The sequence below is a fragment of the Streptococcus sp. NPS 308 genome, assembly GCF_002355895.1.
In the GTDB taxonomy this organism is placed as follows: Bacteria; Bacillota; Bacilli; order Lactobacillales; family Streptococcaceae; genus Streptococcus.
The window spans coordinates 566709-581013 of sequence record NZ_AP017652.1; the positions used below are offsets into that span (position 1 = coordinate 566709).

Below are 14305 nucleotides of genomic sequence, written 5' to 3' on the forward strand. Positions count from 1 at the left end.
AAATGAAACGTATACTCTTTGAACTTGTTTTTATCGCAACGACCTGGTATATCTTTTTGCCTCCCTTCAATCTTACTAGCTGGGAATTCATCTTCTTTCTCTGTGGGCATCTGGTGGTGACGGGGATTTTGTTTAGTTTCCGCAAGGATTCCAATATCATCAAAACGGTTCATGTACGTCATGGCAAGGCTGCCAAAGATCTCAATCTAGAAGGATTCCTTTTTACCAAACTTAGTAGAGGATTGTTGCTGGCTGCAGGCCTTATCTTTGCCCTTGCTGGTCTGGTTAGCTTAGTGACATCAAGCTTTTTCCAAGCAAAAAACTATGCTCATGTAGTTTCTATCACAGAAAAAGACTTTAAAAATTTTCCTAAGAGTGATACCAGTAAGGTTCCAATCTTGGATCGGAGCACTGCAGAAAAAATTGGTGACCGTTATCTGGGCTCTCTGACAGATAAGGTATCCCAGTACGTAGCAGCAGACACCTATACCCAGCTGACGGTTGATGGCAAACCCTATCGAGTTACACCCTTGGAGTATGCCGATCCCATCAAATGGTTCAACAATCAAGCCAAGGGAATTGGCGAGTATATCAAGGTTGATATGGTGACAGGGAATGCGGAATTGGTAGATTTAAAAACACCGATGAAGTATTCGGACTCCGAGTATTTTAACCGTGATGTCAAACGTCATCTTCGGATCAAGTACCCAACCAAGATTTTTAAAACCCCGTCCTTTGAGGTGGATGATGAAGGAAATCCTTTCTATGTAGCAACCGTTTATCAAAAACAGTTTGGTCTAGGAGTACCTCGCCCTTCATCTGTTATTATCTTGGACGCTACTAATGGAGAAACCAAGGAATACAGCTTGGATGAAGTGCCAGAATGGGTGGATCGTGTTTATCCAGCAGAAGAAACCATCGAACAAATCAACTACAACGGCAAGTATAAAGACGGTTTCTGGAATGCCTTGATTTCCAAGAAAAATGTTACCCAAACGACAGAGGGCTATAACTATCTTTCTATCGGAAATGACATTTATCTCTACACGGGTGTGACTTCAGCAAATGCTGACGAAAGTAATCTAGGATTTATCCTTGAAAATATGCGCACTGGTGAAATCACCAAGTACAATCTAGCATCTGCAACCGAAGAATCTGCCCGTGCTTCAGCTGAAGGAGCCGTTCAGGAGAAGGCCTACAAGGCTACTTTCCCTATCCTTGTTAATCTCAATGACAAACCACTCTACATCATGGGCTTGAAGGACAATGCAGGCTTGGTCAAGGAGTATGCATTGGTTGATGCAGTAGAGTACCAAAACGTCATCGTAGCAGCTACGGTAGATGAACTCCTCAGTAAATATGCCAATAAAAACGACCTCGAGCTGGATAATGAAACGGTAGAAAACATTAAGGGAATCGTCTCAGACCTTAAATCAGCTGTCATCAAGGGTGACACCGTCTACTTCTTTAAAGTTGATGGCAAAATCTACAGGGTCAAGGCCTCAGTATCAGACGACCTTCCTTACCTTGAAAATGGCCAATCCTTCGAAGGTCAAGTTGGAAAAGATAATTACCTCAAAACCTTTAAAGTGCAGTAAATAAAGAAACCTCGGTATAAACCGAGGTTTTTCAGATGAAATTCTTGGTCGTGATTGAAAAATATGCTACACTAACAATATGAAAATTTTAATCCCAACAGCAAAAGAAATGAACACAGACCATCCTTGTATCCAAGCGTTCCCCTTGAGGGAAGAAAGTCAGGCAGTCCTTGAGGAGCTAGCTCGCTACTCAGCTAGTGAATTAGAGACCTTTTATAAAGTATCCGCCGAGAAAGCAGAGGAAGAGTACGCTCATATTCAAGCTCTAAAAGATTACAGAGCTAAGAACTATCCAGCCTTGAAACTTTTTGATGGTCTTATGTATCGTCACATCAAACGAGATGGTTTAACCGAGGCTGAACAAACCTATCTTGAAAATCATGTTTTAATTACATCAGCTTTTTATGGCGTAGTTCCTGCCCTATCTCCCATGGCTCCTCACCGTTTGGACTTCTTGATGAAGTTAAAAGTGGCTGGAAAAACCCTAAAGACTCATTGGAAATCAGCCTACGATGAAGCTTTGAGGGGTGAAGAAGTCATTTTTTCTCTCTTGTCATCAGAGTTTGAAACCGTATTTTCTAAGGAAATCAGAGAAAAGATGGTGACCTTCAAATTTATGGAGGACAAGGCTGGGCAGTTGAAAATCCACTCAACCATTTCTAAGAAAGCGCGTGGGGCCTTTTTGACCGCCTTGATAGAAGGACAAGTTCAAACAGTCGAACAAGCTCGTAAGCTCAGTTTCGCCGGTTTTGACTATCGACCTGATTTATCCAGTGACTTAGAACTCGTCTTTGTGAAACAAGCATAAAACCAGCTCATTCGAGCTGGTTTTTGCTTGATTAGTTGATGGCTGCAAGAAGGTCGTCCGCTTGTTTGGCAAGTGATGAAGCAGTTGCTTCTTCTAACACCAATTTTCCGTCTGCCCAAGCAGAGTCATTGACACGTGCAGCAGTGAAATCACCAACGACTAGTGTACGGATAAATGGCAAGAGATCTTTGTAAATAGCGAAGAGTTGATCGTGACCTGCATTGGCTACAGATGATACTGTGACAAACTTGTCTTGGAGGGCAGAAGCGCTACGTGTATCAGACAAGTCAAGAGCACGAGATAGCCAGTCAAGCAAGTTCTTCACTGTTCCAGGGATAGAGAAGTTGTAGACTGGAGAGAAGATCCAGATAGCATCGGCAGCAAGGACAGCTTCGCGAGCAGCAGCTACGGCTGGATGGGTTGGAACTTCCAAATCTTGGCTGAAGAGAGGAACAGCTGAGTAATCAAGATAGCTAACTTCCGCTTTTCCGGCAAGTGCTTTTTCAGCTTCGAGGGCCATTTGGTGGTTGAAAGAACCTTGGCGAAGTGAACCGACGATAAATAATACTTTTTTAGACATGATATGTCTCCTTTAGTTTAAAATTCAAAGAGCGAACCCTTTTGTTACCATCTATGTTACAACAAAAAATACTAATTAGCAATAATTTTGCTCACAAATTTTTAAATTTTTTTAAAATGTGGATTAAGTCTTCCTTTTCGCTATCTTCCAAGATGCTGAGTGCTTCTACGATAGAATCGATATGGTCAGGAAGAACCTCTTCAATTTTTTTGCGTCCTGCAGGTGTTAATTTCAGGAAAAAAGAACGACGGTCTTTTGGGTCACAAGTTCTAGAAATCCATCCATCTCGAACCATATTTCGAATGACAACAGTCATGTTTCCAGAAGTGGCCAACATTTTTTCAATCAAATCCTGAATGCGCAGTTCCCCTTTGCTATAGAGGGTTTCCAAAACTGAAAATTGAGTGGGTGTTAGTCCGTGTTCTTTAGCAGCCTTGGCTTCATAGGGTTTAAAACTTCGTATGGCCTTATTGAGGACGATAGCTGTTTTTAAGTCTAATTGATTATCGGAAATTTTTTCTTTCAAATATTGTTTCATAAGGGTATTCTATCAATAAATAAATAGAAATACAAGAGGCATGGATTTCATAGGGAAATTATCTCAGAAAGTTCCTATATTCACTTGTAATAAAGGAAGAGAGATGGTAAAATAGACGAGTGAAACTAAGACAGAAAAAAGCAAAAAACAAGCTACTTTTACAGTATGGAATCGGTATTTCTCTGGTACTGCTAGTCATGACGACTTCCTTCCTTTATCTGATATCACTCAGCATGAAACCCTATCAAGATGCTAGGGTTGAAGGAGAAAAACTAGCCAAGCAGTATGCAGAATTGGAACAGGCAGATCAGGTTGATTTTTATAATGGACTAGAAGGTTATTATAGCGTTTTAGGACATAATAAAAAGCAAGAGGCCATTACCGTACTGATTGAAAAGAATGACCATAAGATTTATGTTTATCAGCTTGATAAGGGGATTTCTCAAGACAAGGCAGCGACGATTTCGAGGGAAAAAGGAGCTAGCGACATTGATAAGATCACCTTTGGTCGTTATCAGGACAAGCCGATTTGGGAAGTTAAGTCAGGAAACCACTACTATCTGGTCGACTTTGAAACTGGAGCATTGATCCAATAAGGAGGACATATGAAACTATCCAAACGTGTACTAGAAATGGAAGAAAGCGTCACTCTAGCCAGTGATGCAAGAGCCAAGGCATTAAAAGCTCAGGGAAAAGATGTTCTTTTCTTAACCTTGGGACAGCCTGATTTTCATACTCCTGAAAATATTCAGGATGCGGCGGTGGAAGCGATTCGTGATGGACGAGCTTCCTTTTATACAGTTGCTTCAGGTCTGCCAGACTTAAAGGCTGCGGTTAATACCTACTTTGAACGCTATTATGGCTATTCTGTAGCAACCAACGAGATTACTTTTGCTACAGGTGCTAAGTTCTCTCTCTATACCTTTTTTATGGCTGTGGTCAATCCAGGTGATGAGGTCATCATCCCTACACCATACTGGGTCAGTTATGGGGACCAAGTCAAGATGGCAGAAGGTGTGCCGGTCTTTGTCCAAGCCAAGGAAGACAATCACTTTAAAGTAACGGTCGAGCAGCTAGAAGCGGCCCGAACAGATAAGACCAAGGTCTTGGTTCTCAATTCGCCATCGAATCCGACCGGTATGATTTACACTCGTGAGGAATTGATGGCTATCGGAAATTGGGCGGTTGAACATGATGTCCTCATCCTAGCAGATGATATCTATGGTCGCCTAGTTTATAATGGAAATGAATTTGTTCCAATTTCTAGTCTGTCAGAAGCGATTCGCAAGCAAACCATCGTGATCAACGGTGTATCTAAGGCCTATGCCATGACCGGTTGGCGGGTAGGTTATGCTGTAGGAAATCCTGAAATTATCGCTGCTATGAGCAAATTGACAGGACAAACAACCTCAAACCTAACTGCTGTATCACAATATGCTACCATTGAAGCCCTAACTGGACCACAAGACTCTGTCGAAACCATGCGCCAAGCATTTGAGGAACGGTTGAATACCATTTATCCTCTCTTGTGCCAAGTGCCAGGATTTGAAGTAGTCAAGCCCCAAGGAGCTTTCTATCTTTTCCCAAATGTAAAAAAAGCGATGGAGATGAAGGGCTATACCGATGTGACGGACTTTACAACAGCTATTCTTGAGGAAGTCGGCCTTGCCTTGATTACAGGAGCAGGATTTGGGGCGCCAGAAAATGTTCGTCTCAGTTATGCAACTGACTTGGACACCTTGAAAGAAGCCATTCGCCGTTTGCATCAATTTATGGAAAAATAAAACTCAGAATCTTCGTCATTTTGACGAAGATTTTTTGTATCGAAAATCTCGCGATTTTTCTCTAGTCGAACCTAGCTATCGCAGTCTATTTATGGTAAAATAATGAGTAATGACGTCTTCGGACAAGTTAAACGAAAAAAGGAAGATAGATTATGACAAAACGTGTAACAATTATCGATGTAAAAGACTACGTTGGTCAAGAAGTGACCATTGGGGCCTGGGTTGCCAACAAATCAGGAAAAGGAAAAATTGCCTTCTTGCAATTGCGTGATGGAACAGCCTTTTTCCAAGGAGTAGCCTTTAAACCAAACTTTATTGAAAAATTCGGCGAAGAAGTTGGTCTTGAAAAATTTGAAACGATCAAACACTTGAGCCAAGAGACTTCTGTTTATGTGACAGGAATTGTCAAAGAAGACGAACGTTCTAAGTTTGGTTATGAGCTCGATATCACAGACATCGAAGTGATCGGTGAATCTCAAGATTACCCAATCACACCAAAAGAACACGGAACAGACTTCTTGATGGACAACCGTCACTTGTGGCTCCGTTCTCGTAAGCAAGTAGCGGTCATGCAAATCCGTAACGCTATCATCTATGCAACCTATGAGTTTTTTGACAAGAACGGCTTCATGAAGTTTGATAGCCCAATTCTTTCAGGAAATGCGGCTGAAGATTCAACAGAACTCTTTGAAACAGACTACTTTGGGACACCAGCATACTTGAGCCAGTCAGGTCAGCTTTATCTTGAAGCAGGTGCTATGGCCCTTGGTCGTGTCTTTGACTTTGGACCAGTATTCCGTGCGGAGAAATCTAAGACTCGCCGTCACTTGACTGAGTTCTGGATGATGGATGCGGAGTACTCTTACTTGACACATGATGAGTCACTTGACTTGCAAGAAGCATATGTTAAAGCCCTTCTTCAAGGTGTTCTTGACCGTGCTCCTCAAGCCTTGGAAACTTTGGAACGCGATACAGAGCTTTTGAAACGCTACATTGCAGAGCCATTCAAACGCATCACTTACGATCAAGCTATTGACCTCTTGCAAGAGCATGAAAACGATGAAGATGCAGACTACGAGCATTTGGAACATGGAGATGACTTTGGCTCACCACACGAAACTTGGATTTCAAACCACTTTGGTGTGCCAACTTTCGTTATCAACTATCCAGCAGCTATTAAGGCCTTCTACATGAAACCAGTTCCTGGCAATCCAGAGCGCGTGCTTTGTGCAGACTTGCTTGCACCAGAAGGCTATGGAGAAATCATCGGTGGTTCCATGCGTGAGGAAGACTACGATGCCCTTGTCGCTAAGATGGAAGAACTTGGAATGGATCGTACAGAGTACGAATTCTACCTTGACCTTCGCAAATACGGTACTGTTCCACACGGTGGATTTGGTATCGGTATCGAGCGTATGGTAACTTTCGCAGCAGGTACAAAACACATCCGTGAAGCGATTCCATTCCCACGTATGTTGCACCGTATCAAACCATAAAAAGACTAAAACGCCCTAGGGGCGTTTTTTCAAAACACCATAATACTTGAAAGAAGAGGTGAGGGACATGTAAAGCACAGATTAACAAGTGACAAACACAAAGATACATATACACTTGTTAAAGGAGAAATGATGTTTAAACCAAATTATCGGAAGAATATCGGTCTCATGGCTGGAGTGGAATTTTTTGCCTTTCTGGGCATTACCAGCTTTTGGATTCTATTTCTCAGTCAAAACGGGATGTCGCTTTGGCAGATTGGCTTATTGGAAAGTATTTTTCACGCCACCAGTGTCATTTGCGAAATTCCCTCTGGAATGTTAGCTGACCGCTATTCATATAAAACCAATCTTTATCTCAGTCGGATTGCTGGGATTGCGTCGTCTATTCTCATGTTACTAGGACAAGGTAATTTTTGGATTTACGCACTCGCTATGGTGGTGAGTGCCTTGTCTTATAATTTTGATTCGGGGACGAGTGCAGCTATGGTTTATGATTCGGCCGTGGAGGCTGGATTAAAAGAGCGCTACTTGTCTATCTCAAGTTTTATGTCAGGAGTAGCAGAAGGAACTCGGTCTTTGGGGACCGTTTTAGCGGGATTTTTTGTCCATGGTCAATTGCACTTGACCTACTATATCATGATTGCCACTTCTATAATCGTCCTATTCTTAACTTGGATGCTAAAAGAGCCTAGTGTTAAAGCTCAAAAATCTGAGCGTCTGACCATGAAAAGGATTATGTTGACTGTCAAAGAGGAGTTGCGGAGAAACCCCAGTCTTTTTAGTTGGATGATTCTGTCCCAAATCATCGGGACACTGATGTGCATGTTTTATTTTTACTATCAAAATCAACTGCCGGACTTAGAAGGATGGCAGATTTCGATGGTCATGCTGATCGGCAGTGTTTTGAATATCTGGGCAGTTTATCTAGCGAGTAAGATTGGAAAGAAATATTCCGCCTTAAAGCTCTTTCCAATTCTTGTACTCTTAACGGGAGTGACCTACTTACTTTCCTACTTTGGTACGCCACTGATTTATATTTTGATTTATTTGATTAGTAACGCCTTATATGCTCTCTTTCAACCGATTTTTGACAACGATTTACAAAAGCGACTCCCAAGTGAGGTACGTGCAACCATGCTAAGTGTCTACTCCATGATGTTCAACCTGAGTATGATTGTTATTTTTCCTCTAACGGGTTGGCTGATTGATGCTATAGGTTTTGTAGTAGCCTTCATTTACTTAGGATTCTTTTTAGTAATAGTCGGATTTTCACTATTCTTCATTTTGAAAGAGATGGCCAGAGCTGTAGAACTGAAAGAGAATGTTATTTCTAAGCAATAGAGTTATTTTTCATTTTTATCTTTTTTCTCTTGCTATCTACTAGTATTTCTAGTATAATAGTTAATTGTGAGCAAACCTCACTTACCCCTTGCAAAGTCTTGGGGTCATTAGACCAAAAGGAGGAACATATCAATGGCTAAATACGAAATTCTTTATATCATTCGTCCAAACATTGAAGAAGAAGCGAAAAACGCTTTGGTAGCACGTTTTGACTCTATCTTGACTGACAACGGTGCAACTGTTGTTGAATCAAAATCATGGGAAAAACGTCGTCTTGCATACGAAATCCAAGATTTCCGTGAAGGACTTTACCACATCGTTAACGTTGAAGCAAACGACGACGCAGCTCTTAAAGAGTTTGACCGTCTTTCAAAAATCAACGCTGACATTCTTCGTCACATGATCGTCAAACTTGACGCGTAAGAAGGTAAATTATGATTAACAATGTTGTACTTGTAGGGCGTATGACTCGTGACGCTGAGTTGCGTTATACCCCATCAAATGTAGCAGTTGCGACTTTTACTCTTGCAGTAAACCGTACATTCAAGAGTCAAAATGGCGAACGTGAGGCTGATTTTATCAATGTCGTTATGTGGCGCCAACAGGCTGAAAATCTTGCTAACTGGGCTAAAAAAGGCTCTCTTATCGGGATCACAGGTCGTATCCAGACTCGTAGTTACGATAACCAGCAAGGACAACGTGTCTACGTAACAGAAGTCGTGGCTGAGAATTTCCAAATGTTGGAAAGCCGCGGAGTGCGTGAAGGACATACAGGTGGGGCTTATTCTGCACCAACTGCAGGTCAATCAGCACCTGCAAACCCAGTACCAGACTTTTCACGTTCTGAAAATCCATTTGGAGCAACAAATCCATTGGACATTTCAGATGATGATTTACCATTCTAATGGACAATTAATACTATAAAGGAGAAAAAACATGGCTCAACAACGTCGTGGCGGATTCAAACGCCGTAAAAAAGTTGATTACATCGCAGCAAACAAAATTGAATATGTTGATTACAAAGATACTGAGCTTCTTAGCCGTTTCGTTTCAGAACGTGGGAAAATCCTTCCTCGTCGTGTAACAGGAACTTCAGCTAAAAACCAACGTAAAGTAACAACAGCTATCAAACGCGCTCGCGTAATGGCTTTGATGCCTTTCGTAAACGAAGATTAAAAAAGAGGTCCGGGTGGACCTCTTTTTCATGAGCTTGAAAACTAGAAAGCGAATTAAGACCCTGGTGGGTCTTTTTTTCACGAGCTTTGAAACGAGAGAGCGAGTTGAGGTCCGGGTGGCCCTCTTTTTCAGACCCTGGTGGGTCTTTTTTTTTCACGAGCATAGAAATGTGATTGCGAGTTGAGCCCGGGTGGCCCTCTTTTTCACGAGCCTTGAAATGAGAGAGCAAGTTGAGGTCCGGGTGGGTCTTTTTTTCACGAGCTTTGAAACGAGAGAGCGAGTTGAGGTCCGGGTGGCCCTCTTTTTCAGACCCTGGTGGGTCATTTTTCACGAGCTTTGAAACGAGAAGGCGACTTCGGTCCAGTGGCCCTTTTTTTCAGACTTTTCCAGGACTCTGTTAGAATGGAGTCCCTTTTGACCTAGTAAGATTCTTTTGTCTTACTAGGTTTTTTCTTTTAATCTTTATTATCGTGCTATAATGGTAGGAGAAAGCTTTAAAGGAGCAACTTATGAAGACGATATGTTCAATTAGAAAAATGCAAGAATCTGACATAAAAAATCTATCTCGAGGATTTATCAGCCAAGGTTGGCCAAGTAGAGAGGAGATTTTAACTCGATACTTTAAGGAGCAAGAAAGTGGGGAGAGAGAAGTCTTAGTTGCAGAGGTTGAGGGTGCTGTAGCGGGTTACATTACGATTTTACCCGACGCTAAGCAGGGGCCTTTTGCTGGAATGGCTCCAGAACTTTCAGATTTCAATGTCTTTGAGCCCTTTCAAAATCAAGGTATTGGAAATCTCTTGCTGGAAGAAGCAGAAAAACGAGTTAGGCTCATATCGGATAAGGTGACCCTTGGTGTTGGGCTCCATTCAGGCTATGGTCCTGCTCAGAGATTGTACATCAAACGAGGCTATATTCCAGATGGTTCAGGTGTTTGGTATCGAAATCAGCCCTTGGAAATGAATGCTACTATTCAAAATAATGATGATTTAGTTCTGTACCTATCCAAGAAATTCGAATAAGAGATAGTGAATTTTTTTGAAGATAGGGGATTTCTCTACTTTATGGTATAATGGAAAGAGTGATGGAAAAGAGGTAGAGAGATGGATGCAAAATTAAAATACAAGGCAAAGAAGATTAAAATCGTCTTTTTTGATATTGATGATACCTTGCGTACGTCAAAGACGGGCTTTATTCCGGCGACAATTCCCACTGTTTTTAAGCAGTTGCGAGAGAAAGGAATTTTAACAGGAATCGCCTCTGGACGAGGTATTTTTGGTGTTGTTCCAGAGATTCGTGATCTTAAACCTGACTTTTTTGTAACCCTAAATGGGGCCTATATAGAAGATAAAAAAGGTCAAATCATTTATCAGCATCAGATTGCCAAAGAAGATGTGGAAGAATACATCGCTTGGACAAAACAAGAGGGGATTGAGTACGGCTTGGTTGGCAGTCATGACGCCAAACTCTCCACTCGAACAGAACTGATCAGTGAGGCTATTGATCCGATTTATCCAAACTTGGATGTGGATCCAGATTTTCATGAAAAAGTAGAGATTTATCAGATGTGGACCTTTGAGGAAAAAGGAGATGACCTGCACTTGCCAGATAGTCTCTCTGGTAAACTTCGCATGGTGCGTTGGCATGAACATTCATCTGATATCGTGCCTATTTCAGGTTCAAAAGCCACAGGTGTAGCCAAGGTGGTAGAGCATTTAGGCTTGAAACCAGAGAATGTCATGGTCTTTGGAGACGGTCTGAATGACTTGGAACTCTTTGATTATGCAGGAATTAGCATTGCCATGGGAATTTCCCATGAAAAAATCAAAGAAAAAGCAGATTATATTACAAAAACAGTAGAAAAAGATGGCATTTTTGATGCCTTAGAAGGATTTGGTATGGTAGAAAAAGAATTGCATTTCCCACAAGTAGACATTGAAACAGTAGAAGGTCCGTTGGCGACTATTAAGACAAATTACGGAGACTTGCGTATCAAGCTTTTCCCTGAGCAGGCTCCCAAAACAGTAGCCAACTTTGTTGCTCTTTCAAAAGATGGTTACTATGATGGTGTGATTTTCCACCGCATTATCAAGGACTTTATGATCCAAGGTGGAGACCCAACTGGTACTGGTATGGGCGGAGAGTCAATTTATGGTCAAGCGTTTGAGGATGAATTTTCAGAAGAACTTTATAATATTCGTGGTGCTCTTTCTATGGCCAATGCTGGACCGAATACCAATGGAAGCCAGTTTTTCATCGTGCAAAACCAACACTTGCCATACTCTAAGAAAGAGATTGCGCGTGGTGGTTGGCCAGAACCAATCGCTGAGATTTATGCAGAGCAAGGTGGAACTCCTCACCTTGACCGCCGCCATACTGTTTTTGGGCAATTGGTAGATGCAGCATCTTTTGCTGTCTTAGATACCATTGCAGCTGTTGAGACTGGTGCAATGGACAAGCCAGTTGAAGATGTGGTAATTGAAACGATTGAAATTGAGGACTAGGATGAAAATTGGTGATAAGCTAAACGGGCGTATTACAGGAATTCAGCCCTATGGTGCCTTTGTCGAGTTAGAGACAGGGGTGACAGGGCTGATTCACATCTCGGAAATCCGGACGGGATTTATTGAGAATATCTATGATATTTTAAAAATTGGTGATGAGGTTCAAGTACAGGTGGTGGATTTTGACGAATACACTGGGAAAGCCAGTCTTTCTATCCGTACTTTGGAGGAAGAAAAACATCAATTGCCAAGACGGAGACGTTTTTCAAATGATCGTATCAAGCACGGTTTTGCGCCACTTGCTCGAATGATGCCTGTTTGGACAAGAGAAGCCTTGGAGCATTTAAAAAAGAAGCCGTAAATACGGTTATTTAAATCATTTGTAATGTTAACATAGTTTGATATAATGGAAGTATGAAAGAAGAACAATTATTAAAATCAGGAGAGCGAATCAACCAGCTCTTTTCGACAGATATCAAGATCATTCAAAATAGAGAAGTGTTCAGCTATTCGGTGGATAGTGTTCTCTTGTCACGCTTTCCTCGCTTTCCTAAAAATGGCTTAATTGTGGACTTTTGTGCTGGCAATGGTGCAGTAGGACTTTTTGCAAGTAGTCGTACCAAGGCAAAAATTCTCTCTGTAGAAATTCAGGAGCGTTTGGCGGATATGGCAGAGCGTTCGGTTCAGTTGAATGGCTTGGAAGAGCAGATGCAGGTTATTTGCGATGATTTGAAAAATATGCCTGCTCGCATTCAGGGAAGTAAGGTGGACATGATTTTGTGCAATCCGCCTTATTTCAAGGTGGATCCGCATTCCAATCTGAACGAGAGTGAACACTACCTCCTAGCAAGACACGAAATTGCGACTAATCTTAAGGAAATCTGTCGAAGTGCTCAGAGTATTCTCAAGTCTAATGGTCGTTTTGTCATGGTTCACCGTCCAGATCGACTGTTGGATATTCTAGACATGCTTCAACGCCACAATTTAGCACCCAAGCGCCTGCAATTTGTCTATCCTAAACGAGAGAAGGAGGCTAATATGCTTTTAATCGAAGCTATCAAAGATGGATCTATTAGTGGCTTCAAGGTCTTGCCACCGCTCATTGTTCACAATGATGATGGTTCTTATACCCCAGAAATTCAAGAGATTTACTATGGATCATAAGGCCTACATGTATGTGGTAGAGTGTCGCGACGGTTCTTATTATACGGGCTATACAACGGATGTGAAGAGGCGCCTTGCCGTTCATAATAGTGGTAAGGGAGCCAAGTATACCCGAGCTCGATTACCAGTCAAACTTATCTATGTGGAGGCTTTTGCTAGCAAGGAAGAAGCCATGTCTGCAGAGGCTCTTCTCAAACGTAAGAAAAGACCACAGAAAGAACGATTTTTATCCGAAAATCAAGAGAAAAATCTAGCCAACCATATTGATGTCTAATGAGGAGTCCTTTGACTCCTCTTACTTTTGTCAAAAGAGGAAAAAAGTGCTACAATAAGGAGAATAAAGAAACGAGGTATTATCATGTCTAAGATTCTAGTATTTGGTCACCAAAATCCAGATTCAGATGCCATTGGGTCATCTGTAGCCTTTGCTTATCTTGCAAAAGAGGCTTATGGATTGGACACAGAAGCAGTAGCACTTGGAACCCCTAATGAAGAAACAGCCTATGTATTGAACTATTTTGGTGTTGAAGCACCACGCGTTATCACATCTGCTAAAGCAGAAGGTGCAGAGCAAGTCATCTTGACTGACCACAATGAATTCCAACAATCAGTGTCAGATATCGCTGAAGTAGAAGTTTACGGTGTTGTAGACCACCACCGTGTGGCTAACTTTGAAACTGCAAGCCCACTTTACATGCGCTTGGAACCAGTTGGATCAGCTTCATCTATCGTTTACCGCATGTTCAAAGAACACGGTGTAGCAGTTCCTAAAGAAATTGCAGGTTTGATGCTGTCTGGTTTGATTTCAGATACCCTTCTTTTGAAATCACCAACAACTCACCCATCTGATAAAGTCATTGCTCCTGAATTGGCTGAATTGGCTGGTGTCAACTTGGAAGAGTACGGTCTTGCCATGCTGAAAGCTGGTACAAACTTAGCTAGCAAATCTGCTGAAGAATTGATTGATATCGATGCTAAGACCTTTGAACTCAACGGAAATAAGGTCCGTGTTGCCCAAGTAAACACAGTTGATATTGCTGAAGTCTTGGAACGTCAAGCAGAAATTGAAGCTGCAATGCAAGCGGCCAATACAGCAAATGGCTACTCTGACTTTGTCTTGATGATTACAGATATCGTTAACTCAAACTCAGAAATTTTGGCTCTTGGATCAAACATGGACAAGGTCGAAGCAGCCTTCAACTTCAAACTTGAAAACAACCATGCTTTCCTTCCAGGTGCCGTTTCACGTAAGAAACAAGTGGTGCCTCAGTTGACAGAAAGCTTTAATGGCTAATAGTCTGAGTGATAGTTGAAATGAG

At 41.8% G+C, this 14305-nt stretch carries 17 protein-coding genes; 15 read left to right on the plus strand and 2 right to left on the minus strand.

Annotated features, from left to right (window positions below):
- Positions 1–2 precede the first annotated feature (2 nt).
- Together SNAG_RS03080 and yaaA are read left to right on the plus strand one after the other, a co-directional pair.
- Positions 3–1598 (plus strand): hypothetical protein, encoded by a 1596-nt coding sequence (locus tag SNAG_RS03080; RefSeq protein WP_096406424.1) that lies wholly within the window; start codon positions 3–5, stop codon positions 1596–1598.
- A 79-nt stretch (positions 1599–1677) separates the two neighbouring features.
- Complete coding sequence (gene yaaA, locus SNAG_RS03085) at positions 1678–2406, plus strand: peroxide stress protein YaaA (RefSeq protein WP_096406426.1); 729 nt, start codon at positions 1678–1680, stop codon at positions 2404–2406.
- A gap of 31 nt (positions 2407–2437) precedes the next feature.
- On the opposite strand, the gene SNAG_RS03090 is transcribed toward yaaA, so the two are convergent.
- The gene (locus tag SNAG_RS03090) at positions 2438–2986 is read right to left on the minus strand and encodes an NADPH-dependent FMN reductase (protein WP_096406428.1); all 549 of its coding nucleotides are present in this window, start codon (positions 2984–2986) and stop codon (positions 2438–2440) included.
- A gap of 91 nt (positions 2987–3077) precedes the next feature.
- Positions 3078–3524, minus strand: a complete 447-nt coding sequence (locus SNAG_RS03095; RefSeq protein ID WP_096406431.1) for a MarR family winged helix-turn-helix transcriptional regulator — start codon at positions 3522–3524, stop codon at positions 3078–3080.
- Between the two features lie 119 nt (positions 3525–3643).
- Here SNAG_RS03095 and SNAG_RS03100 point away from each other — a divergent pair, with 119 nt between their 5' ends.
- From SNAG_RS03100 to SNAG_RS03160, 13 genes are all read left to right on the plus strand, one after another.
- Entirely contained in the window at positions 3644–4120 is a 477-nt protein-coding gene (locus SNAG_RS03100) for a cell wall elongation regulator TseB-like domain-containing protein (RefSeq protein ID WP_096406433.1), read from the plus strand.
- 9 nt (positions 4121–4129) lie between these two features.
- Complete coding sequence (locus tag SNAG_RS03105) at positions 4130–5308, plus strand: pyridoxal phosphate-dependent aminotransferase (RefSeq protein WP_096406435.1); 1179 nt, start codon at positions 4130–4132, stop codon at positions 5306–5308.
- 152 nt (positions 5309–5460) lie between these two features.
- Positions 5461–6804, plus strand: a complete 1344-nt coding sequence (gene asnS / locus SNAG_RS03110) for an asparagine--tRNA ligase (protein ID WP_096406437.1) — start codon at positions 5461–5463, stop codon at positions 6802–6804.
- Positions 6805–6936: 132 nt separating this feature from the next.
- Positions 6937–8145, plus strand: coding sequence for an MFS transporter (locus SNAG_RS03115; protein WP_096406440.1), 1209 nt, complete (start codon positions 6937–6939; stop codon positions 8143–8145).
- 132 nt (positions 8146–8277) lie between these two features.
- A complete protein-coding gene (gene rpsF / locus SNAG_RS03120) occupies positions 8278–8568 on the plus strand; it encodes a 30S ribosomal protein S6 (RefSeq protein ID WP_001151782.1) in 291 nt (96 codons plus the stop codon).
- Between the two features lie 11 nt (positions 8569–8579).
- A complete protein-coding gene (ssbA, locus tag SNAG_RS03125; RefSeq protein ID WP_000609596.1) occupies positions 8580–9050 on the plus strand; it encodes a single-stranded DNA-binding protein SsbA in 471 nt (156 codons plus the stop codon).
- 31 nt (positions 9051–9081) lie between these two features.
- Positions 9082–9321, plus strand: a complete 240-nt coding sequence (gene rpsR, locus SNAG_RS03130) for a 30S ribosomal protein S18 (protein WP_000068664.1) — start codon at positions 9082–9084, stop codon at positions 9319–9321.
- Positions 9322–9830: 509 nt separating this feature from the next.
- The gene (locus SNAG_RS03135) at positions 9831–10340 is read left to right on the plus strand and encodes a GNAT family N-acetyltransferase (RefSeq protein WP_096406443.1); all 510 of its coding nucleotides are present in this window, start codon (positions 9831–9833) and stop codon (positions 10338–10340) included.
- A gap of 81 nt (positions 10341–10421) precedes the next feature.
- A complete protein-coding gene (locus SNAG_RS03140) occupies positions 10422–11822 on the plus strand; it encodes a bifunctional Cof-type HAD-IIB family hydrolase/peptidylprolyl isomerase (RefSeq protein ID WP_096406445.1) in 1401 nt (466 codons plus the stop codon).
- Position 11823: 1 nt separating this feature from the next.
- A complete protein-coding gene (locus tag SNAG_RS03145; protein WP_000689613.1) occupies positions 11824–12183 on the plus strand; it encodes a S1 RNA-binding domain-containing protein in 360 nt (119 codons plus the stop codon).
- Positions 12184–12236: 53 nt separating this feature from the next.
- Positions 12237–12986 (plus strand): tRNA1(Val) (adenine(37)-N6)-methyltransferase, encoded by a 750-nt coding sequence (locus SNAG_RS03150; RefSeq protein ID WP_096406448.1) that lies wholly within the window; start codon positions 12237–12239, stop codon positions 12984–12986.
- Positions 12976–13260, plus strand: coding sequence for a GIY-YIG nuclease family protein (locus SNAG_RS03155; protein ID WP_096406451.1), 285 nt, complete (start codon positions 12976–12978; stop codon positions 13258–13260). Before SNAG_RS03150 ends, SNAG_RS03155 begins: the two co-directional genes overlap by 11 nt.
- 84 nt (positions 13261–13344) lie before the next feature.
- Positions 13345–14280 carry a manganese-dependent inorganic pyrophosphatase gene (locus tag SNAG_RS03160; RefSeq protein ID WP_070837304.1) on the plus strand — a complete coding sequence of 312 codons (936 nt, stop codon included), beginning with the start codon at positions 13345–13347 and terminating at the stop codon, positions 14278–14280.
- The last annotated feature ends 25 nt before the right edge of the window (positions 14281–14305 follow it).